Source organism: Klebsiella sp. OBRC7 (genome assembly GCF_000293135.1).
GTDB lineage: Bacteria > Pseudomonadota > Gammaproteobacteria > Enterobacterales > Enterobacteriaceae > Klebsiella > Klebsiella michiganensis.
The window spans coordinates 43,801-62,603 of the sequence record NZ_ALNJ01000108.1 but is presented as its reverse complement, the minus strand read 5'-3'; the positions used below and the strand labels follow the sequence as shown (position 1 = coordinate 62,603).

Sequence of the window (18,803 nt, the reverse complement as noted above, 5' to 3'; positions counted from 1 at the left end):
CTCAGGCTCCCTGATGATTATTGTTGTGTTCTGTGTGTTCCGGGATTTCCCGGCAGTCTATCAGCGGTTCGACGATCTGGCGGGTGCTGCCGTCGGTCAAACCTAAATCGGTCAAATGCGGCCCGGCGTTACAGGCAAGGCAGGTGCCTTCGATAGCCTTAAATACGCGATAGGGCGGCTCCCAGTCGGCGACCTCCGCGCTCAGGTCGCGAAGCTGGCGGAACTGTCTGGCCAGCTCCGGGGCGGGCAAGTCGGAAAGCATTCCGGCAATCGGCATCGCCACGTGGGCAAGGATTTTTCCCTGCTGAGATAGCGCCATACCGCCGCCGGAGGCGATCAGGCGGTTTGCCGCCAGCGCCATCTCGTCGGCATCGCGGCCGAGCACCACCAAGTTGTGGGAGTCGTGGGAGTAGCTGGTGGCGATGGCGCCGCGCAGCTCGCCCCAGCCTTCCAGCAGCGCAATTTGCGGCGTCGCCTGGTGACGACCGTGGCGGTGCTTAACCCAAATCAGGCTAAACCCGTCCGGGATTTGCACCCGGCCATCGCGGACCTGCACCTCAACCTCTCCCCATTGGGTAAAGCGCGCGCCGCGAATATGCCGCAGGCGGGCGACGCCGTGGCGAATCGCGCCGACGCGGAGGATAAAATCGTCAGGGCTGAGCGGCGGCATCTGCAGGGTATCGCGCGGCGGGGTAATACCCGCCGCCGGCGGAATCGACTCAAGCAGGGCGCCCTCGCGGGCAATCAGCTTCCCGGCGACGTACACCTCCCGCGCGTCGAACTTTTCTAATGAATCAAAAACCACCAGATCGGCGCGGCGTCCGGCGGCAATCAGCCCCAGATCGTTACGCTGCAGACGGATCGCCGCGTTTAAGGTGGCGAAGCGCAGGACGTCGGTGGCCGGCAGTCCGTGCTCAATCAGCAGGTTGAGCAGGGCGATAATGCCGCCTTTTTCCAGCAGCATATCCGGCGGCACATCGTCGGTGCAGACGGTGATTTGCGAGGAGAGATGCGGCAGCGTTTTTAGCGCGTTAACGATATCCGGCAGCAGGTAAGGGTGCGAGCCGCGAATTTCGATAGTCAGCCCGGCGCGCAGTTTTTCCAGCGCATCGTCCGCCGAGGTGAGCTCATGATCGGAGGTGACCCCGGCGGCAAGGTAGGCCTGCAGATCCGCGCCGCGCAAACCGCGGGCGTGGCCTTCGATCAGCTTGCCGCTGTTGAGACCGGCCTGGATAATCTCCTGCATCCTCTCGCTGCCGTGCAGCACGCCGTGCATGTCCATCACTTCGGCGACGCCGCAAACTTCCGGCCAGGCCAGCATGGTTTCCATCTCCGCGCCGGCGAAATCGGCGCCGGACATCTCCAGTCCCGGCGTCGACGGCACGCTGGAAGGCGCCGCGACCATCACCTGCAGCGGCAGATGGCGGCTGGCGGCGACGGCGTAGCGCACGCCTTCGACGCCCAGCACGTTGGCCAGCTCGTGCGGGTCCCAGAATACCGCCGTGGTGCCCTGAGCCAGCACGATTTCGGCATAGCGTTCAGGCGGCAGGTGGGAGCTTTCAAGGTGGACGTGCGTATCCATCAGCCCCGGCGACAGGAAATATCCCGCCAGCGAGCGGCGTTCGTGGGCATCGGAGCGGCTGCCGCGCGGGTGCACGCTGGCGATGGTTTCGCCGACGATCCCGACGTCGGCCTCGCGGATCTCTCCGGTGGCCATGTCGACGATCTGCGCGTCGGTTAATAAGAGATCGAACGGGCATTCGCCGCGTGCGGCCTGCACGGCGCGGCGGCGGGTTTCAGCACTGCTGGACATAACAACTCCGGCACAAGGATAATGGGGATACTCTAGGGGCAGAGCAAACGTTTGCCCAGATGAATAAATTTATCGCCCGATAACCTCGGGTTATTCTGCATGCTCACCATTGATGAAAACATGATGACTGAACCCTGGCAGCGTCTGCCCGCGCTCTCCCTTAAGCAGATCCAGTATTTTGTGACCCTGGCCCAGCTACGCCACTTTACCGACACCGCTAACCGGCTGGCTATCAGCCAGCCGGCGCTAAGCAGCGCGCTGCGGCAAATCGAGACGGTGCTCGGCGGCAAGCTGGTCAACCGCACCGCCTCGGCGGTGACCTTAACCGATCTGGGGGCGGCGATTTTGCCCCACGCCCGGCGGGTGCTGAGCGTGGCGCAGCTGGCGTTTCAGGATATGCAGCAGATAGTCGAGGCCGGCGGCGATGGTACGGTGCGTATCGGGCTGGTGCCCTCGGTGAGCTCGCTGCTGTTTCCGCTGCTGCCGCAAACGCTGGCTCAGGCGTTTCCGCGCCTGAGGGTGGAGTTTCACGATCAGACCAACGACGCCCTGTTTTGCGAGCTGCAGTCGGGAAAGATAGATTTTGCCGTTGGCGCAATAGACAGTTCGTTACCGCCTGAGCTGCAGGTTTATCCTCTGCGCGACGATCCGTTTGTGGCGGTGCTGCACTGCAACGATCCGCTGGCCGGGCAGCCGCATCTGCCGTGGAAGCTGCTCGCGGGGCGCGATATCGCGGTGTTCTCAAAGGGCAATATTCAACGTCTGGTCGGCGCGCTGGCGGAGAGCCATCGCCTCACGCTGAATACGCGTTATCAGGTTGACTATATTGAAACGCTTTACGGCCTGGTGCGTTCCCGGCTGGCGGTGGCGATTCTGCCTGAGCTTTATACTACCCACCTTCAGGATCCGGCGTTAAAGGTGGCGCAGCTTCAGCAGCCCGCGCTGACGCGAACCGTGGCGCTGATGCGCGGGCCGCAGCCCTTGCCGCCGCTGATTGAGGAATGTTTCGCATTATTGCTAAGTTCGCTGCGCTGACCGGCGCGGGGAGGGGAGCCCGACGAACGCAGCGCGCCGCCTGCGGGAGAGGCTGTCAGGGAAGATGCTTAATCAGCACGTCGACGGTGAGATGATTAATGTACTCCAGGGAGTGTGAAGCGAGAACGCCCAGCAGCCGGTTGTGGTGACCGGCAATGATCAAATCAATATTCCGCTGCCGCACGCACGCTTCGACATCGGCAAAACGACGCGTGGTCACTAGCGATAGCGTCTGCACCGGTAGGGCGACCGTGGTGGCCAGTTCATTGAGCAGCGCTTTGGCCTGAATCACCTCCCGGGAAACGTCATCATCCAGCAGGCTGTCGGAGACATAATTAAGCGACCGGTAGTCGGTGCTGATATGGGCGATGGTAATACGCATAGCGTTTTCTTCCGCCATTTTCGCGGCGTGCGCCAGCAGCGGAACGCCGTCAAGGCTGCTGTTGATCAGCACCAGAGCATTGTGATAAACGGACATAACGATACCTCGACGCAGGGTGATACCTGTTGATAATTTTGTGCCTGCGGCGAGGGGAAAGCAAATGAAACTCCGGACGGGGTAAGTCCCGCAGCTGGCCGCCGCGGGAGCTTATTTACGGCGTCACGATATTGAACCAGAACTCAAATTTATCCATATAGCCCAGCATCTCATCCAGCTTCGCGCCGTCGCCGGTCACTTTGACTTCACCCTTATCCTCCGCCTGTTTTAGCGTTTCCTCTTTCAGAATGATTTTGTTCAGGGTGGCGCGATCCAGCGCGATGGTAGCGTCGGCGTCTTTGGCTTCGGCATCGGCGGTGTGGTTAAGCACGCCGTTTTCCAGCTCTAGCTTATATTTACCGCCATCGTTGCCAAGGTCGATATTGAACACCGCTTTGGCGGTTCCGGCTTTTTCGCCGTTGATATGGACCGCAAGATAGTCGAAAAACATTTCCGGGGTCATGGCCCGCACGGTATCCGGGCTGGCGGTATTCGGCGTTGGGCCTTTCACGACGCCGTTGCGTAGCTCCTGCGCGCCGGTCAGGTAGAAATTACGCCACGGTCCTGATTCCGCCTGATAGCCCAGCTGCTCCAGGGCGTCGGCTTCCAGATTGCGCGCCTCCAGATTACCGGGATCGACGAAGACAATTTTACTCACTACCTGAGCTACCCCAGATAACGTTGCCCTGCTCACCTTTAATCACTTCCGTAGGAAGCGCGGCAATAAAACCTTTATGCGCGTTGGTAAAGTCGGTGTTGTCGGAGAAGGGGAGCTGTTTATACAGCGCATCGTTTGCCTGTTTGGTCGCCGCAGCGGCTTCTTTCGGCGACGTTTCGGCCCAGCTGGTCACAGGGAGAGTCGAGATAATTCCTGCCAGAGCCAGACTTTTCATAATTGGTGTTAATTTCATCGGAATCCTCATGGGGTTACGCTGATTCACTCGTTAATTTCGATATGACGTCGGGTTACATCCTGTAACGCCTCCTAAACTATAAACACGTATCTGCAAAAGTGTTTGTTTTGTTAATTATTTGAATGCTTATTGTTAATTTTGAATTGCCTTGCGCTTGGATGCCTACGCCGGGCCGGCTTGCGTTGTCCCGCGACTTACCGTAACCTGCCCGCTGAGAACGTTTTTATCTCTCAATGACTCGGGGTGCCCTTCCTTGTGAAGGCTGAGAAAAACCCGTACCACCTGATCTGGATAATGCCAGCGTAGGGAAGTCAGAGACCGCAGGGTCGTCGCTTCTTCATCGCCTGGCGGGAGCAAACGATGTCTGACCTGCTGAACCCCGCGCATATTGCCCATCTGCGGCACCTTTTTCACCGCCATTCTCCTCTTGTTCACTGCATGACCAACGACGTGGTGCAGACCTTTACCGCCAACGTCCTGTTAGCGATTGGCGCATCCCCGGCGATGGTTATCGACCCGGACGAAGCCAGCCAGTTTGCCGCTATTGCCGATGCGCTGCTGATTAATGTCGGTACGCTGACCGTCGAACGCGCGGCGGCGATGCGTGCGGCGGCGCGCAGCGCGCAGCAGGCGGGTAAACCGTGGGCGCTGGACCCGGTGGCGGTCGGCGCGCTGACCTTACGGACAGAATTTTGCCGGGAGCTGCTGGCGCTGCAGCCTGCCGCCGTTCGCGGTAATGCGTCGGAAATTATGGCCCTGGCCGGAATGAGCGGCGGCGGGCGCGGCGTCGATACCACCGATACCGCCGCCGCAGCGCTGCCCGCGGCCCAGGCGCTGGCCCGCCAGCTGAATACCGTTGTCGCGGTAACCGGCGAGGTCGATTACGTGACCGACGGCCAGCGCACGCGCGCGGTCACCGGCGGCGATCCGCTGATGACCCGGGTAGTCGGCACCGGCTGCGCGCTATCGGCGGTGGTTGCCGCCGCTGCGGCGATGCCCGGCGATCGTCTGGAAAACGTGGCCGCGGCCTGCGGTCTGATGAAGCTCGCGGGGGGGAAAGCGGCGCTGCAGGGCGGCCCCGGCAGCTTTACTCCCGCCTTCCTCGATGCGCTCTATGCGGGAGGCGATCTGTGAAACGAATTAATGCGCTAACCATCGCCGGCACCGACCCGAGCGGCGGCGCGGGGATCCAGGCGGATCTCAAAACCTTCTCGGCGCTGGGCGCTTACGGCTGCTCGGTCATCACCGCGCTGGTGGCGCAAAACACCCGCGGCGTCCAGTCGGTGTACCGGATAGAGCCTGATTTTGTCGCCGCGCAGCTCGATTCGGTTTTCAGCGATGTGCGCATCGATACCACCAAAATCGGGATGCTGGCGGAAACCGATATCGTCGAGGCGGTGGCGGAACGGCTGGCGCGTTATCAGATTAAAAATGTGGTGCTCGATACCGTCATGCTGGCGAAAAGCGGCGATCCGCTGCTCTCAGCGTCGGCGGTGGAGACGCTGCGCCAGCGCCTGCTGCCGCAGGTCTCGCTGATTACCCCGAACCTGCCGGAAGCGGCGGCGCTGCTGGATGCGCCGCATGCCAGAACGGAACAGGAGATGCTGGAGCAGGGCAGAGCGCTGCTGGGCATGGGCTGCGGAGCGGTATTAATGAAAGGCGGCCATCTCGATGATGCGGAAAGCCCGGACTGGCTCTTTACCCGCGACGGGGAACAGCGCTTTACCGCGCCGAGAGTCCAGACCAAAAACACCCACGGTACCGGCTGTACGCTATCGGCGGCGCTGGCGGCCCTGCGTCCGCGTTACGAGGATTGGGGGCGAACCGTGGCGGAAGCCAAGGGCTGGCTGTCGGCGGCGCTGGCGCAGGCGGATTCGCTGGAAGTGGGGCACGGCATCGGTCCGGTCCACCATTTCCACGCCTGGTGGTAAACGGCAAGACAACGTGTCAGCAGACTATGCTGAAAAAATAGGCTCCCGGCTGGAAAATCTGCTGAGTCGGTACCAGGCTTAACCTGCCCAAAATAATTGGGTTGGGAAAACGCATGCCGGTTTCGACCGGCACTTACGGGAGATCGCTATGACTGATATTACGCAGTTGCTTGGCAAAGATGCCGACACGCTTTTACAGCACCGCTGTATGACGATTCCAGCCGACCAGCTCTATTTGCCGGGGTCGGATTACGTCGATCGGGTGATGGTTGATAACAACCGTCCGCCGGCGGTGCTGCGTAATATGCAAACCCTGTATAACACCGGCCGCCTGGCGGGAACCGGCTATCTGTCGATCCTGCCGGTCGACCAGGGCGTAGAGCATTCTGCTGGCGCCTCTTTTGCCGCCAACCCACTGTACTTTGATCCGAAAAATATCGTCGAACTGGCCATTGAGGCCGGTTGTAACTGCGTGGCCTCCACCTATGGCGTGCTGGCCTCGGTGTCGCGCCGCTATGCGCACCGCATCCCCTTCCTGGTCAAGCTGAACCATAACGAAACGCTGAGCTACCCGACCGAATACGATCAGACGCTGTACGCCAGCGTTGAGCAGGCGTTCAATATGGGGGCCGTGGCGGTCGGGGCGACGATCTATTTCGGTTCCGAACAGTCTCGTCGTCAAATCGAAGAAATCTCCGCTGCGTTTGAGCGCGCGCACGAACTGGGCCTGGTGACCGTACTGTGGGCCTATCTGCGTAATTCGGCGTTTAAGAAAGATGGCGTCGACTACCACGTTTCCGCTGACTTAACCGGCCAGGCTAACCATCTGGCGGCGACCATCGGCGCGGATATCGTGAAGCAGAAAATGGCGGAAAATAACGGCGGCTATAAAGCGGTGAACTTCGGCTATACTGATGACCGGGTTTACAGCAAGCTCACCAGCGATAATCCGATCGATCTGGTGCGTTACCAGCTGGCGAACTGCTATATGGGTCGCGCCGGGCTGATTAACTCCGGCGGCGCCGCGGGCGGGGAAACCGATCTCTCCGACGCCGTGCGCACCGCGGTTATCAATAAGCGCGCGGGCGGCATGGGGCTGATTCTGGGCCGTAAGGCGTTTAAAAAATCGATGGCCGACGGCGTGAAGCTGATCAATGCCGTGCAGGATGTCTATCTGGACGGCAAAGTCACCATCGCTTAAGCACTCGCGTGGCGGCGCTACGCCTGGCCGGGCTACGGTTTCGTGCGGTCTGGTAGCCCGGGTAAGGCGTTTACGCCGCAGCCCGGGATCTTGCTTACTCGCGAATCAGCCGCGCCGTGTGCTGTAGCGTTTTATACGCTTCATAGCGCCGCTGATGATCGGCGCTATACTGGGCAACGCAGCGGTAGGTTTTATCCACCCGGGTAAACTGCTTCATCGCTTCCGGCAGGGACGGAGCAATCTGGCCGGCCACCGCGCCGAGAATCGCCGAACCTAACAGCACCGGTTCGCTGGATTCGGTACTCACCACGCTCACTCCGCAGGCGTCCGCCAGCAGCTGGCGCACCAGCGGATGCTGCCCGGCTCCGCCGCTGATGACGATATTCTCGCTGTGGATGCCGCACGCCTTCTGGGCGTCAATAATCTGCCGCAGGCCGTAGCCGATGCCGCACAATCCGGCGACGTAGAGCGCCATCAGGTTGTCCAGATCCCGCTCCATCCCCAGCCCGGCGATAATCGCTTTCGCATGCGGGTCGGCCAGCGGCGCACGATTACCTAAAAATTCAGGCACCACGTGCAGCCCGGCGGCGAGTTTAACCGCGGCAGAAGGACGTTCCACTTTCGCCAGCACGCTATCGGCAAGATAAACCGGCAGCGGGACGCCGCTCGCCCTGGCCAGCGCCTTAGCCTCGGCGGCGGCGGGATGGAAGCTCAGCAGCTGGTCGATGGCCGCTCCAGCCGCGCTCTGACCACCCTCACTCAGCCAGAACCCTGGCACCATCGCCGAGTAATACGGCCCCCAGACGCCAGGCACGAATACCGCTTCCTGAGTAGTGGTCATAGTGCAGGAGGAGGTGCCGAAGACGTAGGCCATATTGCTAACCGCGCCGTTAAGCACGCCGACGGTGCCGATGCCGCCCGCGTGGGCGTCAATCATACCGACCGCCACCGGCGTACCGATCGGCAGCCCCATCTCCTCTGCCGCCGTGGCGCAAAGGCCTTCGCCGCAGGGGGTTCCCGGATCGACAATCCGCTGGCCGATACGGACAAAATCTTCATCCGCCAGCTCTTCAAGGCCAATCTGGCGGAAGTAGTCGGCATCCCAGCGTTGTTCATGCGCCAGGTAGGTCCATTTACAGGTCACGGTACAGACCGAGCGGGCTAAATCGCCGGTCGAGCGCCAGGTGAGATAATCGGCGAGGTCGAAGAAGTGGCGCGCCTGCTGGTAAATGTGCGGGCGGTTCTCCTTCAGCCAGAGAATTTTCGGCGTTTCCATCTCCGGCGAGATTTTACCGCCGACGTACTGCAGCACGGCGTGGCCCGTGGCGTTGATCTTTTCCGCCTGCCCGGTGGCGCGGTGATCCATCCAGACGATAATGTTGCGCTCCGCATCTTCCGAAGGCCCGACCGCCAGCGGGGCGTCGTTATCGCCAATCACCACCAGCGAGCAGGTGGCATCGAAGCCGATCCCGGCAATCGATGACGGCGCGACCCCGGCGCTGGCCACCGCCGTTTTAATGCAGTAGCACACCGCCTGCCAGATCTCGCGGCTCGACTGTTCGACCACGCTTCCGGCGCTGCGAAACAGGGTAATTTCCCGCGTCGCGTGGGCGAGAAGCTCGCCCCGCAGATTGAACACCCCGGCGCGAACGCTGCCCGAACCGACATCGACGCCAATAATATGTTGCGTATCGATTTGCATAACATCCTCTCACACAGTCTGGTTGAACGGTCAGAGATCCACGCTGTTCGGCAGGATCACAATGTCGCGCACGGTGACGTTTTTCGAGCGCGTCACCATAAACAGCACCGACTCGGCCACCTCAATCGGCTGCATCAGGCTGCCGTTGGCCAGCGCTTCGTCCATTTTGGCTTTCGGCCAGTCGTCCAGCAGGGCGGTGACCACCGGGCCCGGCAGCACGGCGCCAACGCGCACGCCGTACTGGGAAACCTGGCGACGGGTAGTATGCACAAATGCCTGGACGGCAAATTTCGATGCGGTATAGATAGGCTCCCAGATAACCGGCACCACCCCCGCGATAGAGCTGGTGAAGATAATGTCCCCGGACTTTTGCGCGATAAGATGCGGCAGCACGCTGCGCACGCAGCGGAAGGCGGCGTTAGTGTTGAGGTGCAGCACGCGGTCCCACACGTCCGGATCGCCCTCGGCCACCGGCCCGCCGATGTACGCTCCGGCGTTGGCGTGGAAAATATCGAGACGCCCGGTGAGCTGCAAAATACCCTGCAGAATATTATCGACCTGATCCGCCTGCATCAGGTCAACCTGCAGGGCGAAGGCGTTTTCGCCGAGTTCGGCGATAAGTTTGTTGAGCTTCTCGCCTTCACGGTCGATAAGCACCACTTTTGCGCCAGCGTCCAGCAGGGTCCTGGCGCATTCGAGGCCGATACCGGACGCCGCGCCGGTAATGGCGGCGACTTTACCGCTAAGGGAAGTATTCATAGAGGAGACAGAGTGGTTCATTTTATAATCCTTTACAGAGTCTGGTTGGAACTATCGAACGAGAGGGCATCGCGTTCGACGCTGGAGACGAAAACTTGTTAAGGTATTGAATATGAGCGTCATTTCTTTGATGTTCGCTGGCGTATTCACGCTGAATGCGTTAATACTTCGGGAAGTAAAATGGAAGCTCAATCGATGAAGCTCATGTTGCGCTAGCTTCATCGATTGAGCAAGTGGGGAAATTAACAGCGAAATGATTTTGTGACGCAAGTTGGGAAAATGAAGAAAATCACGATTTACGACCTGGCTGAACTGTCCGGCGTTTCGGCGAGCGCGGTGAGCGCTATCCTCAACGGCAACTGGAAAAAGCGCCGCATCAGCGCGAAGCTTGCCGAAAAGGTGACGCGGATTGCCGAGGAGCAGGGCTATGCGATTAACCGCCAGGCCAGCATGCTGCGCAGCAAAAAATCGCGCGTCATCGGTATGATTATCCCCAAATACGATAACCGCTATTTCGGGTCGGTGGCGGAGCGCTTTGAGGAGATGGCCCGAGCGCGCGGCCTGCTGCCGATTATCACCTGTACGCGCCGGAGGCCGGAGCTGGAGATCGAAGCGGTAAAAGCGATGCTCTCCTGGCAGGTTGACTGGGTGGTGGCCACAGGGGCAACCAATCCGGACACAATTACCGCCCTGTGCCAGCAGGCAGGCGTGCCCACGGTCAATCTCGACCTGCCGGGCTCTGTCGCCCCGTCGGTGATATCGGATAACTACGGCGGCGCGAAGGCGCTGACCCACAAAATCCTCGCCAACAGCGCTCGCCGCCGGGGAGCGCTGGCGCCGCTGACCTTTATCGGCGGGCGCAGCAGCGACCATAACACCCGCGAGCGTTTACGCGGCTTCCACGATGCGCATCGGGAGCAGGGGCTGGTCGTGCCGCAGGAAAATATCCTGGCGCCCGGCTATTCAAAAGGCAAAGTTGAGGCCTGCCTGCAGGAGCGGTTTGCTACCGCGAAGACCCCATTGCCGGGGCTATTTGTCAACTCGACAATATCGCTGGAAGGGGTGGTGCGTTGGCTGTCGCAGGCGGGACTTACCGGCAGCGAGCAGCCGCCGATGGGCTGCTTCGACTGGGACCCGTTTGTCTATCTGCTGGGGCACGATATCGACATGGTGCAGCAGGACGTGCCGGCGATGCTGGAAGCGGTGTTTCAGATTATCGATTCCGGCGATGCCAGCCAGCAGCGGATTGAAATCCCGCCGCTGTTGATGAGCAGCCGCTGAGCCGCTTTCTGGCGGTTGACGTTAGCGCGTCAGCAGCCAGCGGGCGGTATGTTCATCGGTCACCAGGCCATTGATCCAGCCACCTTTAAGCGCCGCCAGAATCGCCGGACGTTTGTACTCGCCGCACGCTACCGCGATGCGCGGGCACTGGTTCTGGCGAATGTCATAGCTTGTAATCATTCTGTTGATTTCGCTGTCAACCACGCCGCCTTCGGCATCAATAAAGCGCCCCATGATCTCGCCGATACCGCCGCGGGCGGTCAGCTCATCCATCTGTGCCTGATTGATAAAGCCGTCTTTGAAGATGGGGCTTTGGGTACCTAATGGCCCAATGCCGACAAAAATAACGTCCGCCCGGCGGGCGACGGCGGAAACGCTGCGAAACAGCCGGCTGGTGCACCACATGTCGTACTCGTCCTGGGTCTGCGCGTAGCGCGGCGCGGGCCACTGATAGTACTTGGCTTTAATTTTGCTGGTTAGCAGCAGCGGGACGTCATCGTAATAGTTACATTGGCCGTCGGCGTCCATGGCGCTGATCAGGGCGACGCAGCGGGTGTTCAGACTATCGAAGTCGATGCGCTGCAGCGCTTTTTTCAGGGTCAGGCCGGAACCCAGGCCGATGATTTTCTCTTTATCATCCTGCAGATAGCGGGCCATCAGCTGATAGCAGCCGAAGGAGACGCTATCGAGGGTGCTTTCTTCGTTAAAGGCGGGCACGATATTGCACTCGATAAGCCGGTACTTCTCCTGCAGCAGCTGCGCATAGTTGAGGCAGTTCGCCACCGGGTGGTGCAGGCTAATCGACACAATTCCTTCTTCTTTCGCGGCGGCGATCAGCCGCTGTACCACCGGCCGCGACGTGCCAAGCTGGCTGGCGATCTCGCTCTGATTCTGCCCGGCGATGTAGTACATCCACGCGGCGCGGACCTTTTGATCCAGCCGGATATCATCTTCTTTGCTCATGCTGTCCTGCCCTAAGTGTCGGGCCGCGGCGATAATTTCGCCCGGCGAATACCCGCATTCTCGCCGTGGTCGGGAAAACTGGCAAGCTTTTGCTCTTTTCTGGTCATTTGTAATTTTATTGGGTAATTGTTCTTTTGTGATCCGTGGATCTTATTTTGGTCAATTGATCATTTACAGTGAGGCCATCAACTCAAGGAGAGCGGAACATGAACAATCAATTCACATGGCTTCACATTGGTCTGGGTTCTTTTCATCGCGCGCATCAGGCGTGGTATCTGCATCGTCTGATCGCTTCCGGAGATAAACGCTGGCACATCGCGGCGGGGAATATCCGCAACGACGCCGAACAGGTGGTTCAGGCGCTGGCGGCGCAGGGCGGGCGCTATGTGCTGGAAACCGTCAGCCCGGAAGGGGAACGTGAATATGAAGAGATCACCTCCATTCAGAAACTGCTGCCGTGGCAGGCCGGGCTGCAGCCGCTGATTAACGAAGGGGCAAACCCGCAGACCAAAGTCATCGCCTTCACCGTGACGGAAGGTGGCTACTACCTGAATACCCGCTATAAGCTGGAAACCAGCAACCCCGATTTGCAGGCCGATCTGGCAGGGGAGTGCAAAACGATTTACGGCACTATCGCGCGGATTCTGGAAAAACGTATGGCGGACAACGCCGGGCCGCTGACTCTGTTGAACTGCGATAACGTGCGCCATAACGGCGAACGCTTCCACGACGGTATGGTTGAGTTCCTGCAGCTAACCGGCAAGCAGGTGGTGATTGACTGGATGGCCGCCAACACCACCTGTCCGAATACCATGGTAGACCGCATCACCCCGCGCCCGGCGGCGGACCTGCCCGCGCGCATCAAAGCGCAGACCGGCATTGACGATAAAGCGCCGGTGATGGGCGAGACCTTTATCCAGTGGGTGGTGGAAAACAACTTCCGCGATGAACGCCCGAACCTGGAAGCGGTCGGGGTTGAGATGGTGGCGTCGGTTATTCCTTACGAAGAGGCGAAAATTCGCATTCTGAACTCGTCGCACAGCTGCATTGCGTGGGCGGGAACGTTAATCGGCCAGCAGTTCATTCATGAAAGCACGCTAACGGATTTCATCTACGCCATTGCCGACCGCTACGTTACGGAAGATGTGATCCCATGCCTCGGCGATAACGGCATTGACCTACCGGCCTATCGCGACGTGGTGCTCAAACGCTTTACCAACCCATATATCCAGGACACCAACCAGCGCGTCGCCGCCGATGGCTTCTCGAAAATTCCGGCGATGATCGCCCCAACCCTGCAGGAGTGCTACCAGCGCGGCGTCCGCCCGGAAGCCACCGCCATGCTGCCCGCGCTGTTCTTCGTCTTTATGGAACAGTGGCATAAAGGAACCCTGCCGTATCAGTACCAGGACGGCATCCTCGACGCTCAGGCGGTACATGAAATGTTTGAAGCTCAGGATCCGGTGGCCCTGTACGCCCGTAATACAGCGCTGTTTGGCGAACTGGCCGAAAACGCCGATTTCCTCGCGCTGATGCGCGAAAAAGTGGCGGCCGTTTTTACGCTGATTAACTAAGAGGTGGCTATGTATCTGGGTATCGATCTCGGCACATCGGAAGTCAAAGCGCTGGTCATTGATGAGAACAATGAGGTTATCGCCAGCCATAGCGCGCCGCTGAGCATTCAGCGGCCCCATCCGCACTGGTCAGAACAGTCCCCGCAGTCATGGTGGGAGGCGACGGAGTATCTGATGACCACGCTGCGGGAAAAATGCGCCCAGCACTGGCCGGCCATTAAGGCCATTGGCCTTTCCGGGCAGATGCACGGCGCGGTCCTGTTGGATGCCGAGGGGGAGGTGATTCGCCCGGCCATTCTGTGGAACGACACCCGCTGCGCCGCGGAGTGCGCGGAGCTGGAAGAGATGGCGCCGGAGCTGCATCAGGTGGCGGGAAACCTGGCGATGCCGGGCTTTACCGCGCCGAAGCTGCTGTGGGTGCGTCGCCATGAGCCGGAAAACTTTCAGCGCACCGCCACGGTGCTGCTGCCGAAGGATTATCTGCGCTACCGGATGACCGGTAAAAAAGTCTCCGATATGTCCGACGCCGCCGGGACGCTGTGGCTGGACGTGGCGAAGCGCGACTGGTCCGACGCTCTGCTGGATAAATGCGGCCTGGCGCGCAGCCAGATGCCGACCCTGGTCGAAGGCTGCGAGGTTTCCGCCACCCTTGACCCGCAGGTGGCCGAACGCTGGGGGCTGAACGCCTCGGTAGCGGTAGCCGGAGGCGGCGGCGATAACGCGGTCAGCGCCATAGGCGTCGGCGCGGTTTCGCCCGGGGATGCGTTCATTTCGCTTGGCACCTCCGGGGTGCTGTTTGTGGTGACCGACGCCTATCGTCCGGCTCCGCAGTCGGCGGTCCATGCGTTTTGTCACGTGCTGCCGAATCTGTGGCATCAGATGAGCGTGATGCTCAGCGCCGCCAGCTGTTTGCAGTGGTTCTGCCGCCTGACCGGCACCACGGAAGTGGCGCTGCTGGAGGAGATTGCCGAACTTAGCGTAGAGGAGAAGTCCCACGCGCCGTTCTTCTTACCCTATCTCTCCGGCGAACGTACCCCGCACAACGATCCTGACGCGCGCGGCATGTTCTGGGGCATGACCCACTCCAGCCTGCGCGCCCAACTCGGCTACGCGGTGCTGGAAGGGGTGAGCTTCGGCATCAACGACGGTCTGCAGGTGCTAAAAGAGAGCGGTACGCAGATCGAACAATGTTCGCTGGTTGGCGGCGGCGCCCGCAGCCCGTTCTGGGCGCAGCTGTTGGCCGATATTCTCGATATGCCGGTGGTGACCCACAAAGGCGGAGAGACCGGCGGCGCGCTGGGCGCGGCGCGGCTGGCCTGCCTGGCGGTGGGCAAACCGATTGCCGAAGTCTGTGAAAAACCGGAGATCTGGCAGACCTGGCGCGCGGACCCGGTACGCCATCAAACCCTGATGCGGCGCTATGCGCAGTTTAAGGCCCTGTATTTAAACGATCTGAACTATCGGCAGCATTAATTTTTATCACCATAACCGCTCCGGTGAACTGACCGGAGCGGCCTCCTGTACCCTAAAAACGAGGTCATTATGTCCATCAATAATAAACAGTGGCTCGGTTTACCCCTGAACCTGCTCTGGGGATACATCGCCATTGCCGTATTCATGACCGGTGACGGTTTTGAACTGGCATTCCTGTCGCACTATATCAAAGAGCTCGGCTTCTCCCCGGCGCAGGCATCGTTCGCCTTTACCCTCTACGGCCTGGCCGCCGCGCTGTCGGCGTGGATCTCCGGGGTGGTAGCGGAAATCATTACCCCGCTGAAAACCATGATGATTGGCTTCGTGTTGTGGTGCGTGTTCCACGTGCTGTTTCTCGTCTTCGGCCTCGGCCACGCGAACTATGCCCTGATCCTGGTTTTCTACGGCATCCGCGGCTTCGCCTATCCGCTGTTCCTTTACTCGTTTATCGTCGCCATTATCCACAACGTGAAAAGCGATAACGCCAGTTCGGCGATCGGCTGGTTCTGGGCGGTTTACTCGATCGGCATCGGCGTGTTCGGCAGCTATATTCCGAGCTTTACCATTCCGCATATCGGCGAGCTGGGAACCTTGTGGCTGGCGCTGGCTTTCTGCGTCACCGGCGGCATCATTGCGCTGGCTTCCCTGCGCCATATTAAAACGCCGCACCATATGCAGAACCTGACCACCCGCGAGAAGTTTGCCGAACTGGGCCGCGCGGCGACGCTGCTCTATACCAACCGCAATATTCTGCTGTCGAGCATGGTGAGAATTATCAACACCCTGTCGCTGTTCGGCTTTGCGGTGATTATGCCGATGATGTTCGTCGATGAGCTGGGCTTTACTACCTCCGAGTGGCTGCAGGTATGGGCGGTTTTCTTCTTCACCACCATTTTCTCTAACGTGCTGTGGGGCATTCTGGGCGAAAAACTGGGCTGGATGAAGGTGGTGCGCTGGTTCGGCTGCATCGGCATGGCGCTCTCCAGCCTGGCGTTTTATTACATTCCGCAGCACTTCGGACATAACTTCGCGATGGCGCTGCTTCCGGCCATTGCCCTGGGGATCTTTGTCGCCGCGTTCGTACCGCTGGCGGCCGTTTTCCCGGCGCTGGAGCCGCAGCACAAAGGGGCGGCCATTTCGGTATATAACCTGTCGGCGGGGATGTCGAACTTTCTTGCGCCAGCCATTGCGGTGATTTTGCTACCGTTCTTCAGCACCATTGGGGTGGTGATCGCCTATACCGCGCTGTACGTGGCGGCTTTTTTCCTCTGTGCGTTTATCCGCGTCGAGCAGCCGGGTTTTTCCCACAAGGAAGCACCGGCCAGCGAGCAGGTGGAGTTCTCTTAAGGTGATGCGGCTGGCATACAAGGCATGCCAGCCTTAATGAGGTGGATGATGAGTATTCAGGCAGTGATTTTTGACATGGATGGCGTAATTATTGATTCCGAAGCCCTGTGGCGGCAGGCGCAAATCGACGCCCTCGCGCAGTGGGGGGCAACGGCGAGCGTCGAGGAGTGCGAAACCCTGACCAAAGGCAAACGCCTCGACGATATTGCCCGCACCTGGTGCCGCTATTGCCAGCTTGAGCTTGCCCCGCAGCGGCTTGAGGCCGCGATATTGCAGCGTATTACCGGCCTGATCGCCGCCGAAGGCGAGCCGATGCGCGGCGTGCATGAGGCATTACGTTATTTTCGCCATACCGGTTATAACATTGCCCTCGCCACCTCCTCGTCCCGGCAGGTTATCGCCGCCGTACTGAACAAGCTCTCGCTCTGGCACTATTTTGATGTGATTTGCAGCGCGGACGATGAAGCGCAGGGCAAGCCGCATCCGGCGGTGTATCTGACGACGTTGGATAAGCTGAATCTCGACGCCAGCCGGTGCCTGGTGATCGAAGACAGCTTCAACGGCTACAGCGCCGCCCAGGCGGCGGGGATTGCCACGATAGTGATTGCTGAAGATAGCCACCACGCGCGTTTTCAGGGCGCCGCTGGCCGCTACCGGGCGCTGCCTGAACTGCTGGAAGCCCTCACCGCCGAGGCGGAGACGGTCGAATAACTCACCCTTTCGTGAGCGCAGAAAATCCCGGGATGTACACGGTCGGTTACTCTCTTTTCTGCGCTCACGCCCCCTTTTTCACCATGCCGATCCGCCTCACATTTCGCTTATCTTTTGTGAAAACAGTCACGCCTTGTTGTGCCAATGCCCAAATTTATTGCCTTGCTTAGCGGTGTTTGTCCGAGGCGCTGCTACGTAATTGTGCTTAGATTAGATATTGAAACGTATTTTCAATAATGTGAAACCACTTTACCGATTTGCTTCTATCGATCGGATTTGGCCGTGATAAGGACCGAGCATGAAAATTGAATCTGTAAATGTCACCGTTTTCCAGTATCCCACGCGTCGGGTTTCCGACAGCGCCGGGCACTCCCATCCGGGGGCGGAAAGCATGGCCAAAATGGCGATGCTGAGCATCACCGCCGATGATGGCGCGCAGGGCTTTTCGTTTGCGCCTCCGGAAGTGGTGCGCCCGTTCGTGGTGAATACCTTTTTCCGCAAGGTGCTGGTGGGGCAGGACCCGTTTAACCGCGAGCGTATCTGGCAGGATCTTAACCACTGGCAGCGCGGTAGCGCACATCAGCTAACGGAGCGCGCGCTGTCGTTTGTTGAACAGGCGCTGTGGGACCTGATAGGCCGTAGCCTCAAGATGCCGGTTTACAAGCTGCTCGGCGGCTATCGCGACACCGTCCCGGCCTACGGCAGCACCATGTGCGGCGACGATCTGCCTGGCGGTCTGTCGACCCCGGAAGAGTATGCTGCTTTTGCCGAAAAGCTGGTCACCCGCGGCTATAAGGCCATCAAGCTGCACACCTGGATGCCGCCGATTGCGTTTGCGCCCAATCCGAAGATGGACATTAAAGCCTGCGCGGCGGTGCGCGAAGCGGTAGGGCCGGATATCGACCTGATGATTGACGGTTATCACTGGTACAGCCGCGCCGAGGCGCTGTGGATCGGCAAAGAGCTGGAAAAACTCAACTTCGCGTGGTTTGAGGAGCCGATGGAGGAGGATTCGATGTCTTCCTACGCCTGGCTGGCGGAAAACCTGTCAATTCCCATCGTCGGACCGGAGAGCTTCGGCGGCAAGCATCATATGCGCGCCGAGTGGGTGAAAGCCGGAGCCTGCGACATCCTGCGCGCCGGGGCCAACGGCGTGGGCGGCATCACGCCAACCATGAAGGTGGCGGCGCTGGCGGAATCCTTCGGTATGGACTGCGAAGTCCACGGCAACGGCGCGGCAAGCCTGGCGGTAGTCGGTGCGATCCGCAATTGCCGCTGGTACGAGCGCGGCCTGCTGCATCCGTTCCTCGACTACGATGAACCGGCGGCTTATCTCAACAGCCTTGTCGACCCGATGGATGACCAGGGCTTTGTGCATCTGTCACAACGTCCGGGTCTCGGCGAAGACATTAATTTTGCGTATATCGAAGCCAATACCGTTAGCCACGACTGATTAATAAAAATTCCAAAGGCTAAAGGTTTATTGGATTAGGGCTAATGGATAAAAAAATAAACCAGGCCCTAAATCAGTCGTGTTGCAGCAAGGCGGCAAATCAACGAATCCCCGGGAGCTTACATCAGGTAAGTGACTGGGGTGAGGAGATGAAGCCAACGTAGCTGC

At 59.7% G+C, this 18,803-nt stretch carries 15 protein-coding genes, 1 pseudogene and 1 riboswitch; of the genes and pseudogenes, 10 read left to right on the top strand and 6 right to left on the bottom strand.

Translation table 11 applies throughout. The features are described 5' to 3' along the window. Position 1: 1 nt before the first annotated feature. A complete protein-coding gene (locus HMPREF1144_RS21920) occupies positions 2-1,813 on the bottom strand; it encodes an adenine deaminase (RefSeq protein ID WP_009653984.1) in 1,812 nt (603 codons plus the stop codon). Between the two features lie 120 nt (positions 1,814-1,933). Between HMPREF1144_RS21920 and HMPREF1144_RS21915 the strand changes: the two genes are divergently transcribed. Beyond that, the gene (locus HMPREF1144_RS21915; RefSeq protein ID WP_162933709.1) at positions 1,934-2,848 is read left to right on the top strand and encodes a LysR family transcriptional regulator; all 915 of its coding nucleotides are present in this window, start codon (positions 1,934-1,936) and stop codon (positions 2,846-2,848) included. Between the two features lie 55 nt (positions 2,849-2,903). Here HMPREF1144_RS21915 and HMPREF1144_RS21910 read toward each other — a convergent pair whose 3' ends face one another. Further along, positions 2,904-3,326 (bottom strand): universal stress protein, encoded by a 423-nt coding sequence (locus HMPREF1144_RS21910; RefSeq protein WP_009653955.1) that lies wholly within the window; start codon positions 3,324-3,326, stop codon positions 2,904-2,906. A 115-nt stretch (positions 3,327-3,441) separates the two neighbouring features. Beyond that, a pseudogene (locus HMPREF1144_RS21905) lies at positions 3,442-4,018 on the bottom strand (alkyl sulfatase C-terminal domain-containing protein); the annotation flags it as partial. 451 nt (positions 4,019-4,469) lie between these two features. Further along, positions 4,470-4,566: riboswitch (TPP riboswitch) on the top strand. Between the two features lie 34 nt (positions 4,567-4,600). Between HMPREF1144_RS21905 and thiM the strand changes: the two are divergent. The 3 genes from thiM to fbaB all read left to right on the top strand — a co-directional run bounded on the left by thiM (position 4,601) and on the right by fbaB (position 7,372). After that, positions 4,601-5,374 (top strand): hydroxyethylthiazole kinase, encoded by a 774-nt coding sequence (gene thiM, locus HMPREF1144_RS21895; protein WP_004852591.1) that lies wholly within the window; start codon positions 4,601-4,603, stop codon positions 5,372-5,374. Next, positions 5,371-6,171 carry a bifunctional hydroxymethylpyrimidine kinase/phosphomethylpyrimidine kinase gene (gene thiD, locus HMPREF1144_RS21890; RefSeq protein ID WP_004852589.1) on the top strand — a complete coding sequence of 267 codons (801 nt, stop codon included), beginning with the start codon at positions 5,371-5,373 and terminating at the stop codon, positions 6,169-6,171. Before thiM ends, thiD begins: the two co-directional genes overlap by 4 nt. 148 nt (positions 6,172-6,319) lie before the next feature. Continuing rightward, complete coding sequence (gene fbaB, locus HMPREF1144_RS21885) at positions 6,320-7,372, top strand: class I fructose-bisphosphate aldolase (protein WP_004852587.1); 1,053 nt, start codon at positions 6,320-6,322, stop codon at positions 7,370-7,372. Between the two features lie 94 nt (positions 7,373-7,466). On the opposite strand, the gene HMPREF1144_RS21880 is transcribed toward fbaB, so the two are convergent. Further along, positions 7,467-9,074 (bottom strand): FGGY-family carbohydrate kinase, encoded by a 1,608-nt coding sequence (locus tag HMPREF1144_RS21880; RefSeq protein ID WP_009654003.1) that lies wholly within the window; start codon positions 9,072-9,074, stop codon positions 7,467-7,469. A 30-nt stretch (positions 9,075-9,104) separates the two neighbouring features. After that, positions 9,105-9,854, bottom strand: a complete 750-nt coding sequence (locus HMPREF1144_RS21875; RefSeq protein ID WP_009654041.1) for an SDR family oxidoreductase — start codon at positions 9,852-9,854, stop codon at positions 9,105-9,107. Between the two features lie 258 nt (positions 9,855-10,112). Between HMPREF1144_RS21875 and HMPREF1144_RS21870 the strand changes: the two genes are divergently transcribed. Beyond that, positions 10,113-11,114: a substrate-binding domain-containing protein gene (locus HMPREF1144_RS21870; RefSeq protein WP_004852581.1), complete on the top strand. Its 1,002-nt coding sequence runs from the start codon at positions 10,113-10,115 to the stop codon at positions 11,112-11,114. Between the two features lie 21 nt (positions 11,115-11,135). On the opposite strand, the gene HMPREF1144_RS21865 is transcribed toward HMPREF1144_RS21870, so the two are convergent. Next, positions 11,136-12,077: a sugar-binding transcriptional regulator gene (locus HMPREF1144_RS21865; RefSeq protein WP_004852579.1), complete on the bottom strand. Its 942-nt coding sequence runs from the start codon at positions 12,075-12,077 to the stop codon at positions 11,136-11,138. A gap of 206 nt (positions 12,078-12,283) precedes the next feature. On the opposite strand from HMPREF1144_RS21865, the gene dalD reads away from it, so the two are divergent. The 5 genes from dalD (at position 12,284) to HMPREF1144_RS21840 (ending at position 18,635) form a co-directional block, all read left to right on the top strand. Then, positions 12,284-13,651, top strand: coding sequence for a D-arabinitol 4-dehydrogenase (gene dalD, locus HMPREF1144_RS21860; RefSeq protein ID WP_009654042.1), 1,368 nt, complete (start codon positions 12,284-12,286; stop codon positions 13,649-13,651). A gap of 9 nt (positions 13,652-13,660) precedes the next feature. Beyond that, entirely contained in the window at positions 13,661-15,124 is a 1,464-nt protein-coding gene (xylB, locus tag HMPREF1144_RS21855; protein WP_009653969.1) for a xylulokinase, read from the top strand. A gap of 69 nt (positions 15,125-15,193) precedes the next feature. Continuing rightward, the gene (dalT, locus tag HMPREF1144_RS21850; RefSeq protein WP_004852573.1) at positions 15,194-16,471 is read left to right on the top strand and encodes a D-arabinitol transporter; all 1,278 of its coding nucleotides are present in this window, start codon (positions 15,194-15,196) and stop codon (positions 16,469-16,471) included. A 48-nt stretch (positions 16,472-16,519) separates the two neighbouring features. Next, positions 16,520-17,182 (top strand): HAD family hydrolase, encoded by a 663-nt coding sequence (locus HMPREF1144_RS21845; RefSeq protein WP_009654015.1) that lies wholly within the window; start codon positions 16,520-16,522, stop codon positions 17,180-17,182. A gap of 298 nt (positions 17,183-17,480) precedes the next feature. Then, on the top strand, positions 17,481-18,635 hold the full coding sequence (locus HMPREF1144_RS21840; protein ID WP_009654033.1) for a mandelate racemase family protein: 1,155 nt from the start codon (positions 17,481-17,483) through the stop codon (positions 18,633-18,635). Positions 18,636-18,803: the final 168 nt, after the last annotated feature.

Excerpts from the sequence above, each read along its gene's own strand:
- HMPREF1144_RS21920 (WP_009653984.1), bottom strand. The coding sequence starts at position 1,813 with ATGTCCAGCAGTGCTGAAACCCGCCGCCGCGCCGTGCAGGCCGCACGC.
- HMPREF1144_RS21915 (WP_162933709.1), top strand. The coding sequence starts at position 1,934 with ATGATGACTGAACCCTGGCAGCGTCTGCCCGCGCTCTCCCTTAAGCAG.
- HMPREF1144_RS21910 (WP_009653955.1), bottom strand. The coding sequence starts at position 3,326 with ATGTCCGTTTATCACAATGCTCTGGTGCTGATCAACAGCAGCCTTGAC.
- thiM (WP_004852591.1), top strand. The coding sequence starts at position 4,601 with ATGTCTGACCTGCTGAACCCCGCGCATATTGCCCATCTGCGGCACCTT.
- fbaB (WP_004852587.1), top strand. The coding sequence starts at position 6,320 with ATGACTGATATTACGCAGTTGCTTGGCAAAGATGCCGACACGCTTTTA.
- HMPREF1144_RS21880 (WP_009654003.1), bottom strand. The coding sequence starts at position 9,074 with ATGCAAATCGATACGCAACATATTATTGGCGTCGATGTCGGTTCGGGC.
- HMPREF1144_RS21875 (WP_009654041.1), bottom strand. The coding sequence starts at position 9,854 with ATGAACCACTCTGTCTCCTCTATGAATACTTCCCTTAGCGGTAAAGTC.
- HMPREF1144_RS21870 (WP_004852581.1), top strand. The coding sequence starts at position 10,113 with ATGAAGAAAATCACGATTTACGACCTGGCTGAACTGTCCGGCGTTTCG.
- HMPREF1144_RS21865 (WP_004852579.1), bottom strand. The coding sequence starts at position 12,077 with ATGAGCAAAGAAGATGATATCCGGCTGGATCAAAAGGTCCGCGCCGCG.
- dalD (WP_009654042.1), top strand. The coding sequence starts at position 12,284 with ATGAACAATCAATTCACATGGCTTCACATTGGTCTGGGTTCTTTTCAT.
- xylB (WP_009653969.1), top strand. The coding sequence starts at position 13,661 with ATGTATCTGGGTATCGATCTCGGCACATCGGAAGTCAAAGCGCTGGTC.
- dalT (WP_004852573.1), top strand. The coding sequence starts at position 15,194 with ATGTCCATCAATAATAAACAGTGGCTCGGTTTACCCCTGAACCTGCTC.
- HMPREF1144_RS21845 (WP_009654015.1), top strand. The coding sequence starts at position 16,520 with ATGAGTATTCAGGCAGTGATTTTTGACATGGATGGCGTAATTATTGAT.
- HMPREF1144_RS21840 (WP_009654033.1), top strand. The coding sequence starts at position 17,481 with ATGAAAATTGAATCTGTAAATGTCACCGTTTTCCAGTATCCCACGCGT.